The organism is Sutterella sp., assembly GCF_030539355.1.
Taxonomy (GTDB): domain Bacteria; phylum Pseudomonadota; class Gammaproteobacteria; order Burkholderiales; family Burkholderiaceae_F; genus Sutterella.
The window spans coordinates 1-24,490 of record NZ_JAUNSF010000035.1 but is presented as its reverse complement, the minus strand read 5'-3'; the positions used below and the strand labels follow the sequence as shown (position 1 = coordinate 24,490).

General features: G+C 65.6%; 24 protein-coding genes and 1 pseudogene. 12 read left to right on the top strand and 13 right to left on the bottom strand.

The features are described 5' to 3' along the window. Positions 1–82: 82 nt before the first annotated feature. The 3 genes from Q4F91_RS06870 to Q4F91_RS06860 all read right to left on the bottom strand — a co-directional run bounded on the left by Q4F91_RS06870 (position 83) and on the right by Q4F91_RS06860 (position 2,839). Positions 83–1,399 carry an amidohydrolase gene (locus Q4F91_RS06870; RefSeq protein WP_303336088.1) on the bottom strand — a complete coding sequence of 439 codons (1,317 nt, stop codon included), beginning with the start codon at positions 1,397–1,399 and terminating at the stop codon, positions 83–85. Positions 1,400–1,532: 133 nt separating this feature from the next. Further along, positions 1,533–2,000, bottom strand: coding sequence for a hypothetical protein (locus Q4F91_RS06865; RefSeq protein WP_303336087.1), 468 nt, complete (start codon positions 1,998–2,000; stop codon positions 1,533–1,535). A 53-nt stretch (positions 2,001–2,053) separates the two neighbouring features. After that, on the bottom strand, positions 2,054–2,839 hold the full coding sequence (locus Q4F91_RS06860) for a DUF3100 domain-containing protein (protein ID WP_303336085.1): 786 nt from the start codon (positions 2,837–2,839) through the stop codon (positions 2,054–2,056). Between the two features lie 930 nt (positions 2,840–3,769). Between Q4F91_RS06860 and Q4F91_RS06855 the strand changes: the two genes are divergently transcribed. Genes Q4F91_RS06855 through Q4F91_RS06845 form a run of 3 tightly spaced genes read left to right on the top strand, consistent with a single transcriptional unit; the run spans position 3,770 to position 6,626 of the window. Continuing rightward, complete coding sequence (locus Q4F91_RS06855) at positions 3,770–5,170, top strand: Na+/H+ antiporter NhaC family protein (protein ID WP_303336083.1); 1,401 nt, start codon at positions 3,770–3,772, stop codon at positions 5,168–5,170. Positions 5,171–5,196: 26 nt separating this feature from the next. After that, complete coding sequence (locus Q4F91_RS06850) at positions 5,197–5,535, top strand: TIGR04076 family protein (protein ID WP_303336081.1); 339 nt, start codon at positions 5,197–5,199, stop codon at positions 5,533–5,535. A gap of 23 nt (positions 5,536–5,558) precedes the next feature. Then, positions 5,559–6,626 (top strand): aldo/keto reductase, encoded by a 1,068-nt coding sequence (locus Q4F91_RS06845; protein WP_303336079.1) that lies wholly within the window; start codon positions 5,559–5,561, stop codon positions 6,624–6,626. A 119-nt stretch (positions 6,627–6,745) separates the two neighbouring features. On the opposite strand, the gene ccmI is transcribed toward Q4F91_RS06845, so the two are convergent. The 9 genes from ccmI to ccmA form a co-directional block, all read right to left on the bottom strand. Then, entirely contained in the window at positions 6,746–8,059 is a 1,314-nt protein-coding gene (gene ccmI, locus Q4F91_RS06840) for a c-type cytochrome biogenesis protein CcmI (protein WP_303336077.1), read from the bottom strand. A 6-nt stretch (positions 8,060–8,065) separates the two neighbouring features. After that, a complete protein-coding gene (locus Q4F91_RS06835; RefSeq protein WP_303336075.1) occupies positions 8,066–8,557 on the bottom strand; it encodes a cytochrome c-type biogenesis protein in 492 nt (163 codons plus the stop codon). After that, positions 8,554–9,093, bottom strand: coding sequence for a DsbE family thiol:disulfide interchange protein (locus Q4F91_RS06830; protein ID WP_303336074.1), 540 nt, complete (start codon positions 9,091–9,093; stop codon positions 8,554–8,556). Before Q4F91_RS06830 ends, Q4F91_RS06835 begins: the two co-directional genes overlap by 4 nt. Positions 9,094–9,116: 23 nt before the next feature. Then, positions 9,117–11,081 (bottom strand): heme lyase CcmF/NrfE family subunit, encoded by a 1,965-nt coding sequence (locus Q4F91_RS06825; protein WP_303336072.1) that lies wholly within the window; start codon positions 11,079–11,081, stop codon positions 9,117–9,119. A 263-nt stretch (positions 11,082–11,344) separates the two neighbouring features. Beyond that, positions 11,345–11,821 carry a cytochrome c maturation protein CcmE gene (gene ccmE, locus Q4F91_RS06820; RefSeq protein WP_303336070.1) on the bottom strand — a complete coding sequence of 159 codons (477 nt, stop codon included), beginning with the start codon at positions 11,819–11,821 and terminating at the stop codon, positions 11,345–11,347. Positions 11,822–11,855: 34 nt separating this feature from the next. Beyond that, the gene (gene ccmD / locus Q4F91_RS06815; protein ID WP_303336068.1) at positions 11,856–12,044 is read right to left on the bottom strand and encodes a heme exporter protein CcmD; all 189 of its coding nucleotides are present in this window, start codon (positions 12,042–12,044) and stop codon (positions 11,856–11,858) included. Then, on the bottom strand, positions 12,041–12,772 hold the full coding sequence (ccmC, locus tag Q4F91_RS06810) for a heme ABC transporter permease CcmC (RefSeq protein WP_303336066.1): 732 nt from the start codon (positions 12,770–12,772) through the stop codon (positions 12,041–12,043). Before ccmC ends, ccmD begins: the two co-directional genes overlap by 4 nt. A 42-nt stretch (positions 12,773–12,814) precedes the next feature. Beyond that, positions 12,815–13,483 (bottom strand): heme exporter protein CcmB, encoded by a 669-nt coding sequence (gene ccmB / locus Q4F91_RS06805; protein ID WP_303336064.1) that lies wholly within the window; start codon positions 13,481–13,483, stop codon positions 12,815–12,817. Positions 13,484–13,497: 14 nt separating this feature from the next. Then, positions 13,498–14,214, bottom strand: a complete 717-nt coding sequence (ccmA, locus tag Q4F91_RS06800; RefSeq protein WP_303336062.1) for a cytochrome c biogenesis heme-transporting ATPase CcmA — start codon at positions 14,212–14,214, stop codon at positions 13,498–13,500. A 302-nt stretch (positions 14,215–14,516) separates the two neighbouring features. Between ccmA and Q4F91_RS06795 the strand changes: the two genes are divergently transcribed. The 9 genes from Q4F91_RS06795 to Q4F91_RS06755 all read left to right on the top strand — a co-directional run bounded on the left by Q4F91_RS06795 (position 14,517) and on the right by Q4F91_RS06755 (position 24,195). Further along, positions 14,517–14,936, top strand: coding sequence for a hypothetical protein (locus Q4F91_RS06795; protein ID WP_303336060.1), 420 nt, complete (start codon positions 14,517–14,519; stop codon positions 14,934–14,936). A 125-nt stretch (positions 14,937–15,061) separates the two neighbouring features. Next, a complete protein-coding gene (gene uvrC, locus Q4F91_RS06790) occupies positions 15,062–16,942 on the top strand; it encodes an excinuclease ABC subunit UvrC (RefSeq protein ID WP_303336090.1) in 1,881 nt (626 codons plus the stop codon). 14 nt (positions 16,943–16,956) lie between these two features. After that, a complete protein-coding gene (pgsA, locus tag Q4F91_RS06785; protein ID WP_303336058.1) occupies positions 16,957–17,616 on the top strand; it encodes a CDP-diacylglycerol--glycerol-3-phosphate 3-phosphatidyltransferase in 660 nt (219 codons plus the stop codon). Positions 17,617–17,709: 93 nt separating this feature from the next. Beyond that, positions 17,710–20,757, top strand: coding sequence for a hypothetical protein (locus Q4F91_RS06780; RefSeq protein ID WP_303336056.1), 3,048 nt, complete (start codon positions 17,710–17,712; stop codon positions 20,755–20,757). Next, positions 20,757–21,899: an elongation factor P maturation arginine rhamnosyltransferase EarP gene (earP, locus tag Q4F91_RS06775; RefSeq protein ID WP_303336054.1), complete on the top strand. Its 1,143-nt coding sequence runs from the start codon at positions 20,757–20,759 to the stop codon at positions 21,897–21,899. The genes Q4F91_RS06780 and earP overlap by 1 nt, the downstream gene beginning before the upstream one ends. Before the next feature lie 159 nt (positions 21,900–22,058). Further along, positions 22,059–22,616: an elongation factor P gene (gene efp, locus Q4F91_RS06770; RefSeq protein ID WP_303336053.1), complete on the top strand. Its 558-nt coding sequence runs from the start codon at positions 22,059–22,061 to the stop codon at positions 22,614–22,616. Between the two features lie 232 nt (positions 22,617–22,848). After that, positions 22,849–23,322, top strand: coding sequence for an ImmA/IrrE family metallo-endopeptidase (locus Q4F91_RS06765; protein WP_303336051.1), 474 nt, complete (start codon positions 22,849–22,851; stop codon positions 23,320–23,322). After that, the gene (locus Q4F91_RS06760; RefSeq protein ID WP_303336049.1) at positions 23,319–23,765 is read left to right on the top strand and encodes a hypothetical protein; all 447 of its coding nucleotides are present in this window, start codon (positions 23,319–23,321) and stop codon (positions 23,763–23,765) included. Before Q4F91_RS06765 ends, Q4F91_RS06760 begins: the two co-directional genes overlap by 4 nt. Before the next feature lie 13 nt (positions 23,766–23,778). Beyond that, entirely contained in the window at positions 23,779–24,195 is a 417-nt protein-coding gene (locus Q4F91_RS06755) for a dCMP deaminase family protein (protein WP_303336048.1), read from the top strand. A gap of 93 nt (positions 24,196–24,288) precedes the next feature. Here the strand turns inward: Q4F91_RS06755 and Q4F91_RS06750 are convergent. Then, a pseudogene (locus Q4F91_RS06750) lies at positions 24,289–24,490 on the bottom strand (amidohydrolase); the annotation flags it as partial.

Below are 24,490 nucleotides of genomic sequence, written 5' to 3'. Positions count from 1 at the left end.
ATAAAAATGAGCCGCCCGGAAACCACTTCTGTCGCAGAAGGATTGCCGGGCGGCCTGTCAGTCACAGAGAACAGCGGACCGATCAGTTGTCAGCCGTGAGGTCCTCGATGAACTTCACATAGGTCTCCTTGGTGAAGACCGGCTTGAACTCGCGGCACATGCGCTCGGCCTCGGCGCCGTCGTCCCAGAGCAGGTCGATGATCGTCATCGCGAGCACCTCGGGCGACTTCACGAAGGCGATGTCCTCGTCGAAGACCTGGTAGTCGGAGCCGTGGAGCGTGCCGCGCACGCAGCCGACCCACGGATGCACGACCGGCATCAGGTGCGAGACGTCACCCATGTCGGTGCTGCCCGCGGAGTGGTCGCCGTCGACCACGCGCTCGGCGCCGAACACCTCCTTCGCATTGGCGCGCAGGATGTCGCGGAAGCTCTCGTCGGGCTTCAGGGGCAGGTAGCCGGGGAAGTCCGTGATCGAGCACTCGGCGCCCAAAGCCATGGCGCCCGCGCGGAGCGCGCGGTTGATCGAACGGTTGTAGCGGGCGAGCGCCTCGACGTTCGAGGCGCGCGTGTAGCTCTCCATCTTCACGTAGTCGGGAATGACGTTCACGAGGTCGCCGCCCGAGTTGATGATCGGGTGGAAGCGCACGACGTCGCTCTCGCGGAACGTTTCGCGCAGGGCATTCACGCCCATCACGCCCATCATCGCGGCGTTGAGCGCATTGATGCCCTGGTCCGGGGCGCCCGCGGCATGCGCGGCGCGGCCGCGGTACTCAATGAGCTTGCCGACGAAGCCGTTCGAGGAGGCGCCGACCGTGAAGTCGCCGTCCGGGGCGGTCGTCGCGTTGACGTGCATCATGAGCGAGATGTCGATGTCGTCGAAGGCGCCCTGGGCGATCAGGTTGGGCTTGCCGCCGAGGAACTTGAGCTTCCCTTCCTCGAGCAGCTTGCTGCGGTAGTCGATCTCGACGTACTCCTCGGCCGGGACGGCGAAGAAGACCACCTCGCCGGCGAGGTGCTCCATGGCGCCGGACTCCTTCAGAGCACGGGCGACCGCGAGGACGTTGGCGATCTGCACGTTGTGGCCGCAGCAGTGCGCGGCGCCCGTCACGGGGTCGCTCGCCGGATGGTTGCGGCAGACGATCGCGTCGAGCTCGCCGAGGAGCGCGACGGTGCGGCCGGGCTTGCCGCCCGGCAGGCGCCCCTTGACGCCCGTGATGGCGAGACCGTCCTCGTGCGGGATGCCGAGTTCGTCGAAGGCCGCGCGCACCTTGGCGGAGGTCTTCACTTCCTTGAAGCCGAGTTCAGGCTCGGAGAAGATCGAGTCGCCGATCTTCTTGGTCTGCACGAAATTACGGCGGATCACATCGCGCACGTGCGCCTTGAGCTGCTCTTTGTCCATTTTTGCTGCTTCCAGAAAAGCATTTCGGGGATTGGTTCGGCCCGCTCCACCTGTGGAACGGGCCGGAAAAGGGATTCGGGCCCGGGGCCCCCGGAGAGAGGCACCCCGGCGAAGATTACACCTCTGAACTCAATCAGAAGATGCCCTCGAGATGCAGCATCACCTCGGCGAGCGCCGTCGCGCAGATGAAGCTGCCAGCGGCCACGGCGAGCGCCACCGGGACGATGCGCCACGAGAGGCGCTTGAAGCCCTCGATGTCCTTGCCGAGCGAGAGACCGCAGTAGGCGAGCACCGGGGTCGTGAGCGGGAGGAACCCGACCTTGCCCGTGTAGTAGAGGATCGTGTCGGTGCCGGGGAGCTCCGGGATCGAGAGGATCACGGCGAGGATCGAGACCCAGAACACCATCGGGAGCATCTTGAAGCCCGGGAGCTTCGCGATCAGCATGCCGACAGCGGTGATGATGATCAGGATGAGCACGCCGATCGAGCTGTCGGCGAGGTCGACCGTCGGGGTCTGCATCACGTTGGCGATGAAGGTGAAGATGCCCGTGACAAGCAGGATGAAGAGGATGTCGTACATCTCGTCAAGAATCTTTTTCATTTTTCAGTCTCTTGGATATTCGTTTCTGTGAAAGGTTCTTTTGTCCGGGACGGTCAGTCCGCCTTCTTGGGTTCAACCTTGTCGCGGGTGAAGAATTCGTAGACCTTGATGGTCACCGGGAGCGAGATGAAGAGCGCGAAGTAGATGCCGAGCACCGAGGTGAGGAGGTTCGCGGCGGCCGCGTAGGCGCGGACCGTCTCCTCCCATTCGGGGTGGACGGCGATGATCGAGCTCGTCGAGGCGGCCATCATCGAGGCCGAGCCGATGCCGGCGCCCATGGCGAGCGAATGCGGATGGAAGATGCCGAGGCCGGCGATGACGCCCGCGAGGAGCGACACCCAGAGGGCGCCGAACACCGTGCCGCAGACATACATGCCCATCACGCCGCGGCCCTCAGGCGAGTCAAGGCCGAAGCGCTCGGAGATGATGGCGACGTTCGGCTCGCGGTCGATCGAGTAGCAGGCGCCGATCGCCTCACGCTTCATGCCCACGAGGAGCGCCACGGGCAGGCCGAAGATCAGCGTGCCGAAGAAGTGGCCGAACTCCTGCATGATGAGCGCGAGGCCCGAGTTCATCAGCATGCCGAGGTTCGGGCCGATGCCGAGCGCGATCTTCGTGATCAAGAGCAGCACGCCCACGGAGAGCATCTTGCCCGCGCGCTCCATCTCGGGAACCTTGATGAGGTTCCAGCGCGGGAAGCTGACGATTGCGCCCATGACGAGCGCATAGAGAAGCGGCAGCAGCACGACGAGGCCGAATTTCTGCACGCCGATGAGTTCCGCAAGAATCACGATGATGAGCGCAAGCGCGTGAATCTTGAAGTTCTTGATGAGATCCATTGTCGGTCTCCTGAGCAAAGGTGGTGATGAGGTTTAAAAAAGGGTTTGAGGGAAAAGCGTTCGGGCCGGAGAGCCTCCGTCAGGGAAAGCAACCTGCATGCCCCGGCGGGCTGGATTTGTTGTCTGTGGTTCGCTGGTTGTGGTTGTCTCCTGCCTCGAATGCCGCGGCGCCCTGCGTTTCACGCCGTCGAGTCAACAAAAAAGGGAGCCGCTCTCAAAAGGAGTGCTCCCGTTCTTCATGAATCCTGTTTTTGGGAATCCGCCCGGTCTGAAATCAGTCCGGGGCCGAATGAACGCGCATCCTCAGGAGAGCTCTTCCGCCCGCACACGATGTGCCGGCGGAGGATGTAGAGGAGGACGACAGACAAGTGCCGCGGGCAGCGCACACGCCGCGCGCACGGGCGAGGTGTTCAGCTGCACTGCGGGTTCGGAGCATCGGGGGTCTCTCTCGAAAATGCGTTTCTTCGGAACGGCGCTTCCGGCGAGGGGATGCACCGCGAATTTGCATACCTTAGCACGGCATCCAGGGACCGGACTCAGGCGAATTGCCTAGGACCGCGGAAATTGTTCGGCCGGGGCGGACATAAAACCGGAGCGTTTTCCCGGTGCACGCACCGTTTTGATGCAGATCAACTTGAACACGCTGAGCCCCCGATGGCTCCGCCTGAGACCGACGGAATAAGATTGCCCAATGCATTCTGAATCGATTTCCTCGCTCCGCTCCGCCTTCCGCTGGTGGTGCCCGTCCTTCACAGAAAGACGGGTCGGCGCCGTGCGCGCCTGAAAGAGGAATCCGGGGTGAATCCCCGGTGAAATCCGAAACAGAAAGAAGACCCGCCGACCGAGCGGGTTTTTTGTTATTCGGAACGCACATCGCCCGCACCGGCCTCCGGTCATCCCTCACCCTCAACTCTCCGGAAACCCTCAGTCATGAGCGACGCCCAGATCACAGCACCGAACAGTCCCGAGCGAATCCCGTTCTTCCTCGGGCCGTCCACGCTCCTCATTCCCTTCCTCATCTTCGCGGCCGTCTCGGTCTATCTCTTCGTCTTTCTGCAGGTCTTCGACCTGATGGCGCTCGCGGGCGCGGGCCTCGTGGCCCTCGTCTCAGGCGCCCTTCTCACGAGGAGCCCCGCCGCCTACTGGAGGGCCGTCGTCGCGGGCGCCGCTTCGCCCTTGACCGCGATGGTGCTGCTGCTCCTGATGGCCGCGGGCATCTTCTCGGCGATGATGAAGGCCGCGGGCCTCGCCCAGGCCCTCGCCCTCCTCACGGGCGGCGCGATCGCGGGGACCCCGCTGCTGACGCCCTGCGTCTTCCTCCTCTCCTCGCTCCTTGCGACGGCGACGGGAAGCTCCATCTCGACGATTCTCGCCGCCTCCCCCATCTTTCTTCCCTTCGGCGCCGCGCTCGGCTGCGACGTCCCGATGCTCGCCGGGGCCATCCTCTCGGGCGCGATCTTCGGCGACAACCTCGCGCCGGTCTCGGACGTGGCGATCATCTCGGCGATGACGCAGTCGGAGAAGGACGGCCGGCCGCTGGACCTCGGCGAGGTCGTGCGCACGCGCTTCCCCTTCGCCATCGTCGCGCTCCTTCTCGCCCTCCCCTTCTATGCCCTGGGCGGAAGCGCCACGGGCGCCGCGGAAGCCACGCTCAAGGACGCGAACCTGATGAGCCTCGTGATGCTCATTCCCGTCGCGCTTCTCATCTATGTCGCCATCCGCTCGCGTGACGCGCTCCATGCGGTGACGCTCGCCACGGTGGTCGGCATCGTCCTCGGACTCGTGACGGGCGTGCTCACCCCGGCCTCCATCGTCTCAGTGAAGGACGGCGCCGTCTCGGGCATCATCACGGGCGGCATCGCCAACGTGGCGGGCATCATGCTCATGTGCCTCGCGCTCTTCGGCTTCACGGGCGTCATCGAGCGCGCCGGCCTCTCGGAAGCCGCCGAGGGGATCCTCGGGCGCCGGGTGAAGTCGCCGGCCGCGGCCGAGGCGCTCCTCGCGCTCGTCACGGTGCTGATCTCGACCTGCCTCGCCGCGGTGACCTCCGTCGCGGTGGCGCTCGCCGGACAGCTTGCGAACCGGCTCCTTGCGAACCAGATCGATCCCTACCGCCGTGCGTACCTGCTCGCCGGGTTCGCCAACAGCATCCCCGTGATCCTGCCCTTCTCGGCCTTCTCGCTCATCACGCTCTCGGCCGCCTCGGGCCTCGGGGACGCCTCGCTCACGCCCTTCTCGCTCATGACCGCGACCTACTACCCCGTCGCGCTCTTCGTGGTCTTCGGGTTGAGTATTCTGACGGGCATCGGACGCCCGAAGAAAACGAACTGAACACCACCCAACGGAGAGATTCCCCGATGCTCGCACCTGACGAATTTGAGCTCTACGACCTTGAGGTCACCGTCGAAGGCGACGGCTACATCTGCCGTCACCACCAGGGGCACTCCTTCCGCGTGGAGGGCGAGAACCTCGTCTTCCCCGAGGGAGGAAGCTTCTCGATGTACGCGCTCGCGGCGCTCCTGCCGCTGCTGCCCGCCAAGGAGCGCATGACAGCGGAGGCCGACTGGATGACCACCGACTCGCTCATCGCCTGCCCGGACCCCAACTGCGGGGCGCGCTTTCGCATCAAGCGCGTCGGAAAGCGCGTCGAGAAGCACGGCGACTGCACCGTCGTGAAGCTCGGAGAACCAAACTGAAAGAACACTTCCGGAGAACTGCCATGACTCCCGCCCTCGCCCGCTATCAGCTCACCCCCGACTACGCCACCGCCCGCGTCATCAACGGCGGCTGGCAGCTCTCGACCGGCCATGCCCTGGCCGATCCCCTCGACCTCCTTGACGCGAAGCGAGGGTTCGAGGTGCTCCTCGACCACGGCTTCGACACCTTCGACGGCGCCGACATCTACACGGGCGTCGAGAACTTCTACGGCGGCATCATCCGCAGCCGCCGTGCCGCCGGCAAGACCCTCCCGCAGATCCACACGAAGTTCGTCCCGGACCTGAAGGACCTCGCCCGCGTCGACATGGCCTACGTCGAGCGCATCATCACGCGCTCGATCCAGCGCCTCGGCGTCGAGCGGCTCGACATGGTGCAGTACCACTGGTGGGACTATGACGTGCCCGGCATGGTGGAGACCGCGGGTCTTCTCGTGCGTCTGCAGGAGAAGGGCCTCATCCGCTGCATCTCCACGACGAACTTCTCCGCCGCGCAGCTGAAGAAGCTCACCGACGCCGGCATCCCGGTCGTGACGAACCAGTGCCAGTACTCGCTCCTCGACCGCCGTCCCGAGAAGGCACTCGTGAAGCTCTGCGAGGAGACGGGCGTGAAGCTCATCTGCTACGGCACCGTCGCGGGCGGCTTCCTCTCGAGGAAGTGGCTCGGCGCCGAGAAGCCCGTGATCGAAAAGCTCGAGAACCGCTCGCTCGTGAAGTACCTCCTCGTGATCGAGGACACGCTCGGCTGGTCGGGCTACCAGCAGCTGCTGAGGAAGCTCGACGCGATGAGCGCCCGCACGGGGTTCTCCATCTCCGCGCTCGCGACGCTCTACATCCTCGGGAAGCCCCAGGTCGCGGCCGCCGTCGTGGGCACGCGAAGCTCCCGCCACGTCGCCGACACGCTCACGCTCGCCGGCGCGGAACTCCCCGCCGACTGCCGCGAGGAGCTCGACCGCTTCATCTCGCAGTTCGGCCAGATCGAGGGCGACTGCTTCGACGTGGAGCGCGCCGACGGCTCGCGCCACAAGGCCATCATGCGCATGAACCTCGTCGACAGCGTCACCGGCAAGTGAGCGTTCACTTGCGGAAGTAACTCTGAAAGAGAATGGCCCGGAGTGCTGCACCCCGGGCCATTCTCTTTGATCCGCTTTTCTCCGGACGGACCGGAGACCCGCCTCGGAGAAACTGCGCTTTACTTGCGCTCGTTGTGGATCGTCACCACGAGACCGCGGTCACCGACCTCGACGGCCTGCTCCATCTCGCCCTCGAGATCACCGGGCTGAGGCATGAAGTTGCCGGACTTCGAGATGCGGGCGCCCACGATCACCGTCTTCACGGTGGCGAGCGTGTCGGCGCCCATCGCCATGCGCATCGTCTCGTTCAGTTCAAAGTTGTAGGGAAGATCCTTCACCTGAACCTTGGTGAACGCGACGGGCATGCGCGAGCCCGTGGCCGGACGCGCGTAGATGAAGACCGTGTCCTCGGGCGAGGCAAGCGACTTCAGGCGCTCGTCGAGCGTGACGGTGCCCGCGACCATGTGGAGGTCGCCGGGGGCCGCCGTCGGCGGAGCCTCGGTGCGGGCCTCGGCGGCGTCAGCCGCGGCCTGGTCCTTGGCGGCCGGCGAGACCGACGAGATGTTGTCGTTGATGCCTCCGAGGCGCTTCGCCTCGTTGATGTTCGCCTCGATCTGCTCGCGGTCCGGGAAGTCACGCGGAACGGACTTCAGGAGCCGCTCCCAGTAGTCCGCGGCCTGCGCGTAGTGCTGGCGGTCCCAGGAGTGGATCGCGAGGAGCGCGAGCGCCTTCCACTGGGTCGGGTCGATCTCGAGGGCGTCCTTGAGGACCTTCTCGACGTCGGGCGTGATCACCTTGCCGTTGGCGGCGGCCATCATGTCGGCCATGTCGGCCATGATGTCGGCGTTGTTCGGCACGAGGGCATTGAGACGCTTGAAGGCCTCGACGGCCTCGTCAAAGCGGTTCATCTGCGCGGCGGTGCGCGCGAGCAGGAACCAGCCGTTGGCGTTCCGCGGCTCGTCGGCGAGACGGGCCTTGAGGTCGTCGATCATCTTCTGCATCTCGCGCTGCGAGTGACCGCGGCCGCCCATCTGCTGCGCCTCCATCATCTCGATGAAGTGCGGATCCATGGCGGTGTAGCGGCCGAGCGCGTAGTAGCCGAGGACGGCCGAGGCGGGAATCACGACGAGCAGGATGACGGCGAGGATGCGGGGGACGCGGCTGCTCTTTCCGGAGCGCTCCTCCTCCTCGTGACGGGCCTCGTCGAGCACGCGGCGCTCGAGCTCGAGGCGCGTCTCCTCGTACTCGTCGGCGTCGATGCGGCCCGCGGCCTTCTCCGCCTCGAGGTCGTCGGCCTGCTGGCGCAGGATGGCGAGCACCTGCGCACGGCGGTCGGCGTCGGAGCGGTTGCGCCCGCCCGTCCAGAGCGGGATGCACACGGCGGCGACGGCGATGAGCGCCATGATGGCGCACAGAATGATGAATGTCGTCACTTTGCCTTACTCCTTCCTGCCCGAGAGCAGTTCATCGGCGAGCGCCTTCTCCTGCGCGGTCAGGGGCTTCGTCGACTCATGGACGAGGCGCTTGCGGCGGCGCAGGTTGATGTAGAAGGCGATGAGACCGACGAGGAAGAGGCAGATCGGGCCGAGCCAGAGAATGGCCGTCGAGAGCTTGAAGGGCGGCTTGTAGAGCACGAAGTCGCCGTAGCGCTCGACCATGTAGTCCACGATCTCCTGGTTGGTCTTGCCGGCCTTGACCTGCTCGATCACCTGGTTGCGCAGGTCGACGGCGAGCTCGGCGTTCGAGTCCGCGATCGACTGGTTCTGGCAGACGAGGCAGCGGAGCTGCTCGGAGACCTCGACCACGCGCTTGTGGGCGACCGGGTCGAAGGCGGTCGGCGTCGCCTCGCGTGCCTCGGCCGTCTGCTCGAGGCACGGGGCGGCGAGGAGGGCCGCGCAGAAGAGCGCGGCGAAGATATGGCGGATCGTCATTGCTCGGCCTCCAGCTGATCGATGAGGGGCTTGACCTGCTGGTTCCACAGATCGTCAAGGATCGGATAGCTCACCTTGGCGCGGATCACGCCCTTCTTGTCGATGATGAAGGTCTCGGGAACGCCCGTGACGCCGAGGTCGATGCCGACCTTGTTCTTCTCCTCGAAGATCACCTGGTCGTAGGGGTTGCCCGTGCTCTCAAGCACGCCCCTGCCCGCGCCGACGCTGTCCTTGTAGAGGAAGCCGACGATCGGGGTCTTGAGACCGGTGCGCTTGAGGCCCACGAGGTACGGATGCTCCTCCTTGCAGGGCAGGCACCAGCTCGCCCAGACGTTGAGCATCCAGACCTGGCCCTTCATGTCGTCGCTCCTGAACTTGACGTCCGGGTTGTAGAGCGTCGGCAGTTCGAAGGCCGGCAGCGGCTTGTTGATCAGCACCGACGGCAGCGCGCGCGGATCAAGGTAGAGGCCCTTGAAGAGGAAGCCCGCGAGCACGATGAAGATGGCGAACGGAATGAGAAACTTGGCTTTCATCATTTTCAGAGTTCTCCCACGGTTGATCAGGCGGCCTCGCCGGACTTCTTCTCACGGCGGCGGCGGTAACGGCGGTCCGTGGCGGCGAGCAGGCCGCCGATGCTCATGATGATCGAGCCGAACCAGATCCACGTCACATAGGGCTTCGAGTACACACGGACGACCCAGCCGCCGTCCGAGCTCGGCACGCCGAGCGAGACGTATACGTCACCCGTGATCGAGTGGCGGATCGCCGCCTCGGTCATCGGCATCGAGTTGCTGCTGAAGTACTTGCGCTTCTCCGGATAGAGGTGCTGGAGTTCCTTGCCGTCCACCGTCAGCGTGAAGTCGCCGCGGTCGGCGGAGAAGTTCGCGCCGCGGGCGCTCGTGACGCCGTTGAAGGTGAAGGTGTAGCCCGCGACCGAGACCGTGTCGCCCTCGAACATGCGGACGTCACGCTCGGCCTGGTAGCCCTCCACGAGCGCCACGCCGATGATGAAGACGGCCACGCCGAAGTGGGCGATCAGCATGCCCCAGTAGGCGCGCGGCTGGCGCGCGAGGCGGCTGAGGAAGCCCGTGCCCTCGGGAGCGAAGCGGATCGAGCCGCGGATGTCCTCAATGATGCCGAGGATCACGAAGACCGCGAGCGAGCAACCGGTGAAGACCCAGTTGCTCCAGGCACCCATGAGGAGCGGGATGGCCGCGCCGATCACGATGGCGCCGACGAAGCACCAGGCGAGGCGCTTGGCGAGCGCGACCGGGTCGCAGTCCTTCCAGCGCGCGAGCGGACCCACGGCCATCAGGAACACCATCGGCAGCATGAGGGGCCCGAAGACGGCGTCGAAGTACGGGGGACCGACGGAGATCTTGCCCGCGTTCAACGCATCAAGGAAGAGCGGGTAGAGGGTGCCGAGGAGCACCGCGCCCATCGCCACGACGAGGAGCACGTTGTTCACGAGCAGCATCGACTCGCGCGAGATCATCGAGAAGTTGCCGCCCAGCCCCACGCTCGGCGCACGCCAGGCGAAGAGCAGGAACGAGAGACCGATCACGATGATCAGGAAGGCGAGGATGAAGAGGCCGCGCTCCGGGTCCGTCGCGAAGGCGTGCACCGAGGTGAGCACGCCCGAGCGGACGAGGAAGGTGCCCAGCAGCGAGAGCGAGAACGTCAGGATCGCGAGCAGCACCGTCCAGATGCGGAAGCAGCCGCGCTTCTCGGTCACCGCGAGCGAGTGAATGAGCGCGGTGCCGGTGAGCCACGGCATGAAGGACGAGTTCTCAACCGGATCCCAGAACCACCAGCCGCCCCAGCCAAGCTCGTAGTAGGCCCAGTAGGAGCCGAGCGCGATGCCGAGCGTAAGCAGAATCCAGGCCGCCGTCGTCCAGGGGCGCATCCAGCGCGCCCAGGCCGCGTCGAGGCGCCCGGAGAGGAGCGCGGCGATCGCGAAGGCGAAGGGAACCGAGAAGCCCACGTAGCCGAGGTACAGAAGCGGCGGATGGAACACCATGCCCGGGTCCTGCAGCAGCGGGTTCAGGTCGGCGCCTTCAGCGGGCGCCGGGAAGAGGCGCAGGAAGGGGTTCGACGTGAAGAGCATGAAGAGCAGGAAGCCCATGCCCACGAGGCCCATCACGCCCGTGACGCGGGCGACCATGTCCTCGGGGAGGCGGCGGGCCGAGAAGGCGACCGCGGCGCCCCACCAGCCGAGCGTCACGGTCCAGAAGAGGATCGAGCCCTCGTGGGAGCCCCAGCTCGCGGCGACCTTGTAGTACCAGGGAAGCATCGAGTTGGAGTTGTTCGCCACATTGAGGACGGTGAAGTCCGACAGGTAGAACGAGTAGGCGAGGCACCCGAAGGCGATCGTGCCGAAAAGGGCGTTGGCGGCGGCGGCGGGTCTCGCCACGGCCATCAGCGCGCCGTTCCCGCGGGCGGCGCCGACGAGCGGCAGCACGCCCTGCACGATGCTGAGCGCAAGGCACAGAATCAATGCGAAGTGTCCGATCTCAGGAATCACTTGTATTCTCCGATGTTGAAAATCCGGTTCTTCTTCCGGGCCGTCATCCCACCGATGACGTCCCCGGCCGGTGTTGCGGCGCCGCTTCCACGGGGTCCGAAGGTCTTCCCCCGTCGGCGGCTCCGTCCCGAAAAAACTTCAGTCCCTTTCTCGCACACGAGCCCCGGGACCGGAAATCCGGCGCCTCGGGGCGGGAAAGTGTGTGAGCTCCTCAGGGACGGGACGCGGTCGGGAGGCCGCATCCCTTTCGAAAAGGAAAAAGGTTACTTCTGAGCGCCGGCGGCCGCGGCCTCCTGCTGCGCCTTGGCGACGCCCGCCTTGTGCGCGTCCTCGAGCGCCTTCGCGGCCTCGGGCGGCATGTAGTTCTCGTCATGCTTGGCGAGGACCTCGCTCGCGACGAAGACGCCCTGGTCGTTCAGCTTCCCCTGCGCGACCACGCCCTGGTTCTCGGCGAAGAGATCCGGGAGGATGCCCGTGTACTGCACGTTCACGGACTGCGCGGTGTCGGTGATGCGGAACTTCACCGTGACGCCGTCGCCCTCGCGGGTCACCGACCCGCCCTCGACGACGCCGCCCAAGCGGAACGTGCGGCCGACCGGGGCCTCCTTCGCGGCGACCTGCGTCGGCGAGAAGAAGAAGACGAGGTTCTCGTTGAAGGCCTGCAGCGCCATGAAGATGCCGGCGGCGAGAACCACCGCGGCGGCACCGATCAGCGCGAGCTTCTTGGTCTTGGAATTCATTTGGGGGTCTCCTTGTTTTTTCTTTTCCGGTCTCTCACTGCTCGAGCGTGAACTCGGCGGCGCGGGCCTCGCGGGTGATGCGGCGGCAGATCGCGCGGCGGCGCTTCACGAGCGAGAAAAGCTCCCAGGCGACGCCGAGCACGAAGGCGCCGTAGGCACACCACACGTAGTAGCCGTGCCCGTTCATGTGGATGAAGTCAGCGAAGGAATTCCAGTTGCTCACAGCGTGCCCTCCTGCGCGGCGCGGCGCGTCCAGTCGCTGCGGCGCTCGCGCTCGAGAATCATGGTGCGGGCACGCGAGAGCACGACGCCGACGCCGTAGATCGTCCCGGCCGCAAGCATGATGAAGATGGTGTAAAGCATGATGTCGGCGATCGAGGAGCCGCGCGACGTGATTGAGGCGCCCTGGTGAAGCGTGTTCCACCAGCGCACCGAGAAGTAGATGATCGGCACGTTCACGGCGCCCACGATGGAGATGACCGAGGCGGCCTGGTCGGCGCGGCGCTTGTCATCGATCGCGGCGTGGAGCGCGATGAAGCCGAGGTAGAGGAAGAAGAGGATCAGCATCGAGGTGAGACGCGCGTCCCACACCCAGTAGGTGCCCCAGGTCGGACGCCCCCAGAAGGCGCCCGAGAAGAGCGCGATGAAGCCCATCAGCGCACCCGTGGGCGCCATCGCCTGAGCAAGGATGAAGGCGAGGCGGGAGTTCTTCAGGAGACCCACGATCGAGCACACCGCCATCAGCAGGTAGAGCGACATGGCGAGCCACGCCGACGGGATGTGGATGAAGATGATGCGGTAGGAATTGCCCTGGCGCGCCTCGATCGGGCAGACGAAGAACCCGAGATAGAAGCCGACGACGAAGAGCACGAGCGCAGCCCCCATGCACCAGGGGATGATGCGTCCGGCGCGGCGGTAGAAGCCTTCGAGCGATGCATCTGTTGCGGACATTTGCGGGAGGTCTCCTCTTTCCGTAATGGTGTTGTTGTTCGATTACTGTTCGGCGATTCGCAGGGCCGCGGCCACGGCCATCGGGGCGAGCGCGAGCGAAAAGAGCGCGAGGCCGCCGACGATCATGAAGTGCGACGAGGGCGAGAGGCTCATCGAGACGGCCTGCGCGGCGCCCGAGCCGAAGATGAGCACGGGAATGTAGAGCGGCAGCACGAGAAGCGACGTGAGCACGCCGCCCGCGCGCAGCCCGAGCGTGAGCGCAGCGCCGACGCCGCCCACGAGCGAGAGCACCGGGGTGCCGAGAAGGAGGCTGCCGACCATCACGAGCGTCACGTCGAGCTCAAGGTCGAACATCACGCCGAAGATCGTGGCGAAGATCGTCATCGGGACGCCCGTGACGAGCCAGTGCGCGGTCACCTTGGCGATCACGATCACGGGGAGGGGCTCGGCCGCGACGAGCATCTGCTCGAGCGTGCCGTCCTCGTGGTCGGTGGCGAACATGCGGGGCAGCGACAGGAGCGCCGCGAGCAGCGCGGCGACCCAGACGACGCCCGGGGCGATCGAACGGAGGATGTTCGTCTCGGCGCCGACGCCGAGCGGAACGAGCGTCACGACGACCGCGAAGAAGAAGATCACCTGCGCGAGGTCGGACTTGCGGCGCAGCGAGAGCGTGAGGTCACGCCTCAGAATCGTCAGAAAAAGATTGAGCATCTCTCTTCACCCCCTCAGCCGGCGTTCCTGGCGTTCTCGTCCTCGCGGGCCGCGGCGTCGGCCATGGCGCGCTCGACGGCGGTGCGGCGCCTCGGGGCCCATTTCTCGGGCTCGATCACGTGGAGCTGGTCCTTCTCGACGGGGACCTCCTGGTGGGTGACGAGCATCACGACGCCGCCCTCGCGGACGTGCCTGCTGATCAAGTCCGCGAGGCGCGCCACGGCCTTCACGTCAAGCGCGGTGAAGGGCTCGTCGAGCACCCAGAGCGGAACCGACTCGGAGAGCCAGAGACGGGCGAGCGCGACGCGGCGGCGCTGGCCCTGGGAGAGCTGGCCGGCGGGCACGTCCTCGTACTCGGAGAGGCCGACGGCGGCGAGCGCCTTCCTGGCGGCCTCGGGCGTGGCCTTGAGCGACGCGACGCGCGCGTTGATGAGGACGTTCTCGATCACCGAGAGGTCGTCCTTCACGCCGTTGCGGTGCCCGATGTAGCAGAGCTCGCGCCAGTAGTCCTGCGCGGCCTTGAGGATCGGCGTGCCGCGCCAGAGGATCTCGCCCTCGACGGGGCGCATCAGACCCGTCATGAGCCGCAGAAGCGTCGTCTTTCCCGCGCCGTTGCTGCCGGCGATGCGCACGAGCGAACCGGCGTTGACGGCGAAGGACATGCCCTGGAAGAGCGTGCGCTCGCCGCGCTCGCAAGTCAGGCCTCGCACTTCAATGATGGGCTGGGTCATGGATCCTCTTGGGGAAGAATTGTTCTTTGCCTCCAGGCCTGCGGGGGCGCGCCGATCACGCAATGCGCAGACCTCGAGAATTGCGAGGAGTTTAGGGAGACGAAATTAAGGAGGCCTTACACGTTGAAACATCCTCCGCCGCCTATTCGCCTTTGATTTTCAGGGTTTTTTCGACCTTCTCCGCGGCCTCAGCCGAATCAATTCTTAAGTCCTCGCGCGGTCCGGCGACGGCGCGCACTACAATTGGCCGCCTGACAACAGGTCACAGAAAACCAAAACCTCCGCCCTGGAACCTTCCTCACATGCAGACCGCCGCCCGCACCGCCATCCTTGCCAGCATCCTCGCCGCCCTCGTCTCCGGCTGCTCCGCCATCAACGAGCAGCACCAGAGCTACGCGGGCCGCAAGGTCGACATCGTGCCGGTCGTCGGCAGCATCTGGCGCATCTCGGCCGAGTGGCCGAACTTCGAGAGCGCGCCGAGGATCGCCGACTACATCTACGAGCGCGCCCAGAGGTTCTGCAACGACAAGAAGCTCGGCATGATGCCGGGGCAGGGGTCGTCCCGCGCCGCGAGCGAGGACGGCAAGCCCGCCTACGCCTGGCTCGAGTTCCGCTGCACGAACCCCGACAAGACGATCGAGCGCGAGTACAAGCCGATCACGCTGCACTTCGAGCTCGAGGACGAGGAAGAGGACGGCCGTCGCCGCAAGTCGAACAAGTGACCGGGTCCGAGGAACTTCCTCCCTGGGAAGCCTCCGCCGCTCCCGGGGATGACGCTCCGGCCGCCGACGACGAGGTGCCCGAGGCACCCGCCGCACCGGAGACGCCCTTTGACGCCGCACAGGAGGTGCGCACGCTGCCGCACCTTCCGGGCTGCTACCGCTACTTCGCCCAGGACGGCACCTGCCTCTACGTCGGCAAGGCCCGGGACCTGAAGAACCGCGTGTCGTCCTACTTCCGGCGCACGGGACTCTCGCCGCGCATCGCGCTCATGGTCTCGAAGATCGCCCGGCTCGAGACGACGGTGACGCGCTCCGAGGCCGAGGCGCTGCTCCTCGAGAACAACCTCATCAAGACGCTCCACCCGCGCTACAACATCCGTCTGCGCGACGACGCGAGCTACCCCTACATCCGACTCGGGGGCGAGAAGTTCCCGCGGCTTTCCTACTACCGCGGAGGCGTCGACCGGAAGTCCCGCTTCTTCGGTCCCTACCCGAGCTCGAGCGCCGCACGCACCGCGATCGAGATGCTGCAGAAGGCGTTTCTTCTGCGCACCTGCAAGGAGGCGAACTTCCGCAACCGCACGCGGCCGTGCCTCCTCGGCCAGATCGGCCGATGCTCGGCGCCCTGCTGCGAGATGATCTCGGAGGCGGCCTATGCGCTCGACTGCCGGCGCGCGGAGGACTTTCTCCTCGGGCGCTCCCGCGAGGTCCTCGACGACCTCGAGAAGCGCATGTGGGCGGCGTCCGACAAGTGGGAGTTCGAGGAGGCCGCGCGGCTCCGAGACCGTATCGCCGCGCTCACGCAGATGCGCCACCAGCAGGCCGTCGAGACCACGGGCGGCGACATTGACGCCGACATCGTCGCCGTCGCGATCAAGGACGGCGCCGCGGCGATCAACCTCGCGATGGTGCGGGGCGGCCGACACCTCGGCGACCGTGCGATCTTCCCGAAGACGGGCTCGAGGGAGACCGACGCCGCCCCTGCGGCGGGCGAGATCCTCGAGGCCTTCGTCTCCCAGCACTACGCCGAGCTTCCGATCCCCGCGATCCTCATCTGCGAGGGCGACCCGGAGGATCCGGAGCTCCCCGGCCGGCTCTCGGAGCTTCTCACCGAACTTGCCCACCGGAAGGTGCCCGTCATCACGGAGCCGCAGGAGACGCGGCGCCGGTGGCTCGAGATGTGCGTGCAGGGCGCGCAGATCGCGCTCCTGAGGCACCTCCAGGAGGAGGGCACGCAGCTCGCGCGTCTGAAGGAACTCATCGAGATCCTCGGCCCCTCCTTCGAGCCCGCCTCGGGCGACCCGATGGACTTCGCGGCCGAGTGCTTCGACATCTCGCACACCCAGGGCGAGGCGACGCAGGCCTCCTGCGTGGTCTTCCGCGAGGGGCGCATGCAGAGCTCGCTCTACCGGCGCTTCAACATCACCGGCATCGAGCCGGGCGACGACTACGCCGCGATGAAGCAGGCGCTCGAGCGGCGCTACGCGCCCGTGGCGCGCGGCGAGGCGGAGCTCCCCACGCTCGTTCTCATCGACGGCGGCCGCGGGCAGGTCGAAATGGCCCGGCAGGTCTTCGCCGAGCTCGGCCTCGACGCGGGCGCGATCGTCGGCGTGGCGAAGGGCGAGGGCCGGAAGACCGGCCTCGAGACCCTCGTCTTCCCGGTGATCGACGGCGAGCGCCGGGAGCCGCTCACCCTTGGTCTCATGTCGCGCGCGCTGATGCTCACGGCCGAGATCCGTGACGAGGCCCACCGGTTTGCCATCACCGGCATGCGTGCGAAACGGGCAAAAACCCGAAATACCTCTAAATTGGAAGATTTCGAGGGGGTCGGACCCAAGCGCCGCGCTAAACTACTCGCGCATTTCGGCGGCATGAAGCAGCTTCGGAACGCTTCGGCCGAGGACATAGCCCAGGTTCCGGGAATCTCCCGCGCCCTGGCCACGAAAATCTACGCACAGATCCACAGCCAGCCCGTCGCCACGGCGGACGCCGGCACGGAGCAATAACGGAAGCCCCGCCCATGAAGCTTAAGCCGCCCTTCAAAGTCAACGTACCGATGATCCTCACGTGGATCCGCATCGCGCTCATCCCCGTCGTCATCGGTATCTTCTATCTGCCCGACAGCGTCGTCTCGCTGCACTGGCAGAACGTCATCGCCTGCCTCGTCTTCGTCGTGGCGGCCGTGACGGACGCTCTGGACGGCTTTCTCGCCCGCCGCTACGAAGGCTGGGCCACGCGCATGGGCGCCTTCCTTGACCCGATCGCCGACAAGCTCCTCGTGGCCGCGGCCCTCGTGGCGCTCGTCGGCCTCGACCGCTGCGACATGGCGATCGCCATGATCATCATCGGCCGCGAGATCACCGTGACCGGCATCCGCGAGTGGATGGCCAAGATCGGCGAGTCCGGCCGCGTCAAGGTCAACTGGTTCGGCAAGAGCAAGGCGATCGCGCAGATGACCGCCATTCCCTGCCTGCTGTGGTTCGATCCCGTGATGGGGCTGCCCATCGCCACGATCGGCACCTGGCTCATCTGGATCGCCGCCGTGCTCACGATCTACTCGATGTACGTGTACCTGCGCGCCGCCGCTCCCTTCTTTGAGGAAGCCCGCGCCCAGCGCGCCGCCGCCCGTCTGGCCCGCCTCGCGGCACGTGAACGCGCCTCCGACGAAGCCGCCGCGTAAGAAGCAGCTCATACAAGACAACCAAAAAGCGGCGCGCGCCCCAGAGAGAAAAGGACGCGGGCCGCTTTTGATTTTTTTCGAACCGCTTTAGCCATGACCAAGCCTGAGCGCTCTGAAGAAGCCCCTGTCGCCGAGACCGAGGCGCCGAAGCCCGAACCCGTGAAAACGCCCGCGGCGGAAGAATCCCCCGCTCCGGCGAGCGACCCCGTGAAGGAGGTTCCGCCCGTCGACGCCGTCTCCGCCGCATCTCCCGCTCCCGCCGCTGCTGAGGCGGAAATCAAGGCCGCGGCTGAGCCCGCTCCCGCCGAACCTTCCCCGGATCCGGCGCCTGAGAGAACTCCGGACGCTGCGGAGAAGCTCCCCGGGGCACCTGCGGAGGAGACTTCTTCCGTCACTCAGGACACCGCTCCCGCTGAAGCCGTGCCCTCTGAGGAAAAGCCCGCCGTGGACGCCGCCGAAGCTCCCGCGGCACCGGCAGCAGAGAACGTGACCGCTGTCACGGAAACCCTGCCCGTCCCCGTTGAATCCCCGGCCGGAACCGAGGAGAAGAGCGCAACCTCCGACGCTCCGGAAAAGCCGGAGGGCGGGGAGACGACCGCGCAGGAAGCGCCGGCTGGAACCACTGAATCCTCTGAAAACGCAGAAACCGCCTCACAGGAAGAAAAGACAGAGACGGCTCCCGAGGAGAACGCCCCGGAAACGCCCGCGACGGAAATACCCGCGGTGCTTCCCGTGCCCGTCGCCCCGGCCCCCGCGAAGCCCGTCATTCCCGGCATCGGCCGGCTCGGAGGCTTTCTCGGCGCTCTCTCGGTCCTCGCGCTCCTCGCTGCGGTGCTCGACTTCGCCGCCGTGACCCTCGCCGACTGGCCCGCATTCGCGCGCGTCGGGCTCTTCGGGGTCCTTGGCCTCGCCGCGCTCGTCCCCGTGCTCTTCGTGAAGCGCCTTTCGGCCGGTGCTCTCGACACCGCCGGCACCCTGTGGGGGCTGATGACGGGCTGCCTCATCGCAGCGGCGGCCGTCACGTGGCCCTCGGGCGAGAGCGCCGCCGCGCTCGTCCTCGTCTGGGCCGCCGTGCTCACGCCCTGGCTCCTCGTCTTCCGCCGTCCGGTCTACTTCTCGCTCTGGTTCGTCGTCGTCCTCGCCGCGCTCGTGCTGCAGGGCATGCGCCTCGCGATGCTCGACGACCCGCTCACCGAGCTCCTGCCGGCCGCGGCCTTCACCGCGCTCGTCACGATCGTCACCTCGCTCGTCACCCGCTGGAAGCGCCCGAGCACGGTGCTGCGCGCCGCGGCGCTCGTGCCCTCGTTCGCCACAGCCCTGCTCCTCGGCGTGGTTCCGGGAAGCGCCCTCGCGCTTCAGGCGTCGCACGGCAGCGAAGTGACCGTCGCGCTCTTCGGCCTCCTCTATCTCCTCGCCGCCGCGGCGCTCCTCGTCTCCGGCCGGCCGGAGCTCCGAGCCGCCGCGATTCTCGGCGCCGCCGCCTGGCTGAACGGCGTCATTCTCAGCCTGCTCCCCGGATTCGCGAGCTCCGAGATAGCCCTCTATGCGCTCACGCTGGTGAACGGCCTCCTCTGCCTCGGCTGGACCCTCGTCGCGGCACGCCTGCGTGCCCGCCGCATGGCCGAGGCCGATGCCGGGGAGGAAGGCGACTACGCCCGCATAGCGGGCGTTGCCCCGCGCGCGGTCGGCGCGCTCCTGGGCGGCGTCTCCGTGCTGCTGCTCGCCGCCACGGTGACGAGCTTCCTCTCGCCCGATCCGGTGGTCACCGGGGGGCTCCTTCTCGGCGCGGGTCTCGTGATCGAGCTCGTCCGCCGCTGGAAGGCACGCTCGACCGGCACGTCCTCCGGCTTCTCGGTGGTGTCGCTCATCGCGCTGCTCCTCGCCTTCGCGGGCTGGTTCGTCTTCGGCGTGCTCGGCGCCGCGTCGCTTCCCGAGGGAGGCACCGCGCTCCTCGCGGTCGTGATCGCGCTCGTCTTCCATTCGCGCACCGCGCTCGTGCTGGCGCTCCTCTCGCCCTGGCTCGGTGCGAACGGCAACCCCCTCATGAACCCGGTGATGGAGTACTTCGTGATCGGCACCGCCGCGCTCGCCGCCCTTCTTGCGGCCGCCGTTGCGTGGCTCCCCGAGGGGCGTGTGCGCCGCGAGGCGCTCCACTGGCTCCCCGCGCCCGTTCTCGCCGCGGCGGTGAACCCCGTCGTTCCCGGGATCCTTGTGGGCAGGAACGAGATCCTTCAGAACCCCGTCTGCCTCGCCATCTCGTTTGCCGCGCTTCTTCTGGTCGGCGCCGCCTGGGCGGCCCGCTCCGGTCTCTCGCTGCCGCGCGTCATTCTGCTTGTGATCGGTCTCGCGCTTCCGGCCGCGGCCTTCCCGGCCGCCTCCGCCGTGACGCTCGCCTTCGCCGCGGCCGCCTCGGCGCTCCTCGCCAACCGCCTCACGCCGGGGCTGCTGCTCCTCACCTTCCTCGTCGCCCTCGGCATGACCTGGAACGCAACGCCACTCGAGCTGCCCGGTGTCGTGATCATCCCCGAGAACCTGACGGTTGCGCTCGCGAGCCTCGTCTGCGGCCTCGGGTTCATGGCCGCCGCCCTTGCGCTGCGCGTTCCGGATCCGGCCGCGCCGCAGGGCCGCGCCCTCACGGTGAGGCCGCTCGCCGCGGTGCTTTTCCTCGCGACGCTCGCGGCGACCTTCTCCTGGCTCACCCCGCGTCTTGATCTGATCGACTCGGGCGAGCGCTTCGTCGCCGCCGTCTCGGCGAGGAGCGAGGCCGACACCATCGTCGGAGAGGCGCTCACGCTCCGCTATGAGCTTGACACCGCCGTCCCCAGGACTGCCCGCGACGAAAATGACGACGCGCGCGCCGCCGCGCCCCGCTTCCTCTGCGCCGCTTCCTCCGAAGGGAAGCTCGCCCTGCTCGGCACCGCTCAGGCCGCCAGTGCCTGCCCCGCCGGCACCGCCGTTGCGCTCAAGCTCGACCTCTACACAGGCCTCCCGCGGCTTCCCCGCGTGAGCCTCCTCACCGGCTCCGCCGACGAGAAGCTCTCGGAAACGGTTAAGTCCGCCGAACTGCGCTGCGCGTCGGGCCGCTGCGTCCTTACGAGGCTGCTTGATGCCGAAGGCCGCGCGGTCGGTGCGAAGAACTGATGGAAAAGATCACGATGACCTCCCCGATTCCGGTTCCTCCTTCGTGTGATGTCTTCTGCCGCGTCATCGACAACTTCGGTGACGCCGGCGTCTGCTGGCGCCTGGCGCGCCGCTTCCTCGAGCTCGGCGTCGGGCGCGTGCGCTTCATCACGGATCACCCCGAGGTGCTCGCACTGATCGCCCCCGAGGCGGAGCGGCGCGTCCTCGTCGTCGGCTGGGACGACTTCGCGCGTGACGCGGCCCTGCCCGGGTTCGACCCCGCCGAGCTCGTGATCGAGACCTTCGGCTGCCGTCTGCCCGACGCGTACGACGACGCGCTCGCCGCGAAGCGCGAGAAGCGCATCGCCGCAGGGGTGCGCCCGCCCTTTTACTTCAACCTCGATTATCTCTCGGCCGAGGCCTGGATCGAGGACTGCCACAACATCATCGGACTCCACCCGAGGCTCGACCTGCCGAAGCTCTGGTTCTTCCCAGGCTTCACGGAGCGCACGGGCGGCCTCGTGATCGAGGAGGGCTACGCCGAACGGCGCGCGGCCTTTGACCGCGCCGCCTTCCTTGCGGGACTCGGCGCCGATCCGGCGTTGCGCACCCTCTTCGTCTTCTGCTACCCCGTCAACCCTTTGGAAGTCATCCCGCGCGGGATCCTCAAGGCCGGGGAGCCGAGGAACCTGCTGCTGCCGCCCGGCGTCTGGGCCGACACGATCGAGGCCGAGGCCCGGTCGCTTGACCCGCGGGGCGAGACGATCCGCATCTGCCGCACGCCCTTCCTGCCCCAGACCGAGTTTGACCGTCTGCTCTGGGCGAGCGACGCCGCCGTGATCCGAGGCGAGGACAGCTTCGTGAGAGCTCAGCTCGCCGCGCTCCCCTTCCTCTGGTCCACCTATCCCACCGAGGACCTCGCGCACCGCGTGAAGCTCGCCACCTGGCTCGACCGCCTCGTGCCCGTCCTCCCGACGGAGGTCGCCGCCTCCTACCGCTCGACCTCGGAGGCCTGGGTGGCCGACTCGGTGACACCGGGGGAATTCGCGCGCTTCCTCCTCGACGCCCCCGCGCTCGCGCAGGGCTTCCGCAGCTGGTCCGACGCCCTTTTCGCCCGCGGAGACCTCGGTCGCCGCATGCTCGAGCGGGCCGCGCAGGGCTGAGAAAGCTCCGTAAGTGAGCACTTACTCACAGATAATTCACAGCCTGCTTCGGGATTTGCTACAATATTGCGCTTAAAGTTTTTTTCCGTCCTCTCGCCCGCGTATGCCTGGAAGCGTGGAGGACACGCTTGCAAACTCTGCATTTGAGGAATTTTTCAAATGAAAACCGCACAGGAACTGCGCGTCGGCAACGTCTTCATGGTCGGCAAGGATCCGATGGTCGTCGTGAAGGCTGAGTACTCCAAGGGCGGCCGTGGCGCCTCCACCGTCAAGATGAAGATGAAGAATCTTCTGACGAACGCCTCGACGGAAACCGTCTTCCGCGCCGACGACAAGTTCGAGGATCTCGTTCTTGAGCGCAAGGAAGTCAACTACTCCTACTTCGCCGATCCGCACTATGTCTGGATGGACGAGGAGTACAACCAGTACGAAGTCGATGCCGACGTGATGGCCGAGGCCCTCAAGTACCTCGAGGACAACATGGCCGCCGAGTGCGTCTTCTACGAAGGCCGCCCGATCTCCATCGAGCTCCCGACGATCCTCGTCCGCGAGATCATCTACACGGAGCCCGCCGTCAAGGGCGACACCTCCGGCAAGGTCATGAAGCCCGCCAAGCTCGCCACCGGCTATGAGCTCCAGGTCCCGGCCTTCGTGAACACCGGCGACAAGATCGAAATCGACACCCGCACGGGCGAGTACCGCAACCGCGTCAAGTAATCTGACGCTGCGGTGACCGGGAAACGCCCTTTGGTAAGGGAGCTTCCCTGCGATCAGAAGCCCGGACGCCACCTCGAGTGGTGCCGGGCTTTTTGTTATTTTTCAGACGATTACACTACTTTCCCAAACCGGGGATTGCCCCTTCCCGCGACATGGGTTCATACTAAAAGAGGTGTGTCAGCGGCATCTCCGAATGCTCACTGACCGGCTTATCTACTGCACAGGAGGTTGTATGACAGAAACTGCAGTTGTCGCTGCCAACGACATCCTTGAAAAATTCTGGGACAAGAATGTTCCCGTTGATGTTTACGCGATTGCTCGTGAACTCGGTCTTTCGGTAGTTGAGGCGAACACCCCTACTCACTCAGGCTATTTTTCATCTGATGAGCAGACAATTTATATCAATGAAAATGAATCACCGGTGCGCAAGAGATTCACGATTGCACATGAACTAGGTCATTTCATTCTAGGCCACGGGGATTCCGATCGGAACACATCAATTTGGTCTGACCGTTACAGCCCCGAGCAGATGGAAAAAGAGACAGCGGCGAATAAATTTGCTACAGAACTACTCATGCCAAGAAAAGCCATTTCCGCGATGATCAATATTCTGCACATCACGGATGCTGCCGAACTTCGAAAGCATCTTGGCGTCTCTAGCTCTGCCTTACAGATCAGACTCAAGTCACTGGGGTACATTAAATGAGTACACCCCACGAACCTTCACTGGACCTCAACAAAGCCATTGAGGAGGATGTCTCCAGATCCGAAACGATCAACGATAAAATAACAAATGCAGAACTCGGTCTCGCGCAAAACAGGCTCTCTCAGGAAGAAGAACACTTAAATCTTCATATTTTTCTCAGAAAAGCTCGTTTCGCCGTATTTTCCGTTGTTTTTGCAGTTATTTTCCTTGGATATGGATTTCTGTGCTATTTAATTTTTGAGATTTTCAACAATGTTGATAATCTTCAGTCATACATGAGCACTCCGATCCTGGCCTCTTTGATTGTTTTAACTATCGTTCCATCCCTGTTTTTGTTGATTCTCCTTCTGGCAGTCACTCGGCACGACAAGTCCGTCGATATTTCTGAAATACCGAAGAACGCATTCGATGTTTTCAGCAAGGTGAAATCGTCTTTAAACTAAGAAAATCATTATCATGGATATCGTCAAGGACAACCGGATGTACATGGAGATCGCCCACATCGCGGCGAAGCGCAGCTATGCGCAGCGCCTCAAGGTGGGCTGCGTGATCGTCAAGAACCACTCGATCATCTCGTTCGGCTGGAACGGCATGCCGACGGGCTATGACAACTGCTGCGAGATGGAGGTGGACGGCAAGCTCGTCACCCGTCCCGAGGTGCAGCACGCAGAGCTCAACGCCATCGCGAAGCTCGCCGAGAACGGCTACTCCTCGAAGGGCGCCTCGATCTTCATCACGCACAGCCCCTGCATCCACTGCGCGCTCCTCATTCAGAAGTGCGGCATCTCGCAGGTCTTCTACCACGAGCTCTACCGCAGCCGCGAAGGCCTCGACTTCCTCGAGCACGCCGGGGTGGAAGTGCACCAGCTCTGAGGCGGGAAAAGGTCCTGAATGCACGAAGGCCGGTCTTCCGAGAATTTCGGGAGGCCGGCCTTCCGTTTCAAAGCCTGGGGATCAGATCAGAGCTCAGCCCACGTGGCGGAGCGCGACGTTCTCGAAGACCGCGACGCCGAGCGGCAGCAGCGTGTCATCGAAGTGCATCGTCGCGGCGTGCAGGCCCGGGGTGGCGCCGACGCCCACGCCGAAGTACGCGGCCTTGATGTGGGGCTTGGCGAGCTTGTAGCAGTGGAAGTCCTCGCCGCCGCCGCCGCAGTCCGGGGCGAGATTG

What these genes read in the sequence shown, in the direction of transcription:
- Q4F91_RS06870 (WP_303336088.1), bottom strand. Translation starts at nt 1,399, where the DNA reads ATGGACAAAGAGCAGCTCAAGGCGCACGTGCGCGATGTGATCCGCCGT.
- Q4F91_RS06865 (WP_303336087.1), bottom strand. Translation starts at nt 2,000, where the DNA reads ATGAAAAAGATTCTTGACGAGATGTACGACATCCTCTTCATCCTGCTT.
- Q4F91_RS06860 (WP_303336085.1), bottom strand. Translation starts at nt 2,839, where the DNA reads ATGGATCTCATCAAGAACTTCAAGATTCACGCGCTTGCGCTCATCATC.
- Q4F91_RS06855 (WP_303336083.1), top strand. Translation starts at nt 3,770, where the DNA reads ATGAGCGACGCCCAGATCACAGCACCGAACAGTCCCGAGCGAATCCCG.
- Q4F91_RS06850 (WP_303336081.1), top strand. Translation starts at nt 5,197, where the DNA reads ATGCTCGCACCTGACGAATTTGAGCTCTACGACCTTGAGGTCACCGTC.
- Q4F91_RS06845 (WP_303336079.1), top strand. Translation starts at nt 5,559, where the DNA reads ATGACTCCCGCCCTCGCCCGCTATCAGCTCACCCCCGACTACGCCACC.
- Q4F91_RS06835 (WP_303336075.1), bottom strand. Translation starts at nt 8,557, where the DNA reads ATGACGATCCGCCATATCTTCGCCGCGCTCTTCTGCGCGGCCCTCCTC.
- Q4F91_RS06830 (WP_303336074.1), bottom strand. Translation starts at nt 9,093, where the DNA reads ATGATGAAAGCCAAGTTTCTCATTCCGTTCGCCATCTTCATCGTGCTC.
- ccmE (WP_303336070.1), bottom strand. Translation starts at nt 11,821, where the DNA reads ATGAATTCCAAGACCAAGAAGCTCGCGCTGATCGGTGCCGCCGCGGTG.
- ccmC (WP_303336066.1), bottom strand. Translation starts at nt 12,772, where the DNA reads ATGTCCGCAACAGATGCATCGCTCGAAGGCTTCTACCGCCGCGCCGGA.
- ccmB (WP_303336064.1), bottom strand. Translation starts at nt 13,483, where the DNA reads ATGCTCAATCTTTTTCTGACGATTCTGAGGCGTGACCTCACGCTCTCG.
- ccmA (WP_303336062.1), bottom strand. Translation starts at nt 14,214, where the DNA reads ATGACCCAGCCCATCATTGAAGTGCGAGGCCTGACTTGCGAGCGCGGC.
- Q4F91_RS06795 (WP_303336060.1), top strand. Translation starts at nt 14,517, where the DNA reads ATGCAGACCGCCGCCCGCACCGCCATCCTTGCCAGCATCCTCGCCGCC.
- pgsA (WP_303336058.1), top strand. Translation starts at nt 16,957, where the DNA reads ATGAAGCTTAAGCCGCCCTTCAAAGTCAACGTACCGATGATCCTCACG.
- Q4F91_RS06780 (WP_303336056.1), top strand. Translation starts at nt 17,710, where the DNA reads ATGACCAAGCCTGAGCGCTCTGAAGAAGCCCCTGTCGCCGAGACCGAG.
- earP (WP_303336054.1), top strand. Translation starts at nt 20,757, where the DNA reads ATGGAAAAGATCACGATGACCTCCCCGATTCCGGTTCCTCCTTCGTGT.
- efp (WP_303336053.1), top strand. Translation starts at nt 22,059, where the DNA reads ATGAAAACCGCACAGGAACTGCGCGTCGGCAACGTCTTCATGGTCGGC.
- Q4F91_RS06765 (WP_303336051.1), top strand. Translation starts at nt 22,849, where the DNA reads ATGACAGAAACTGCAGTTGTCGCTGCCAACGACATCCTTGAAAAATTC.
- Q4F91_RS06760 (WP_303336049.1), top strand. Translation starts at nt 23,319, where the DNA reads ATGAGTACACCCCACGAACCTTCACTGGACCTCAACAAAGCCATTGAG.
- Q4F91_RS06755 (WP_303336048.1), top strand. Translation starts at nt 23,779, where the DNA reads ATGGATATCGTCAAGGACAACCGGATGTACATGGAGATCGCCCACATC.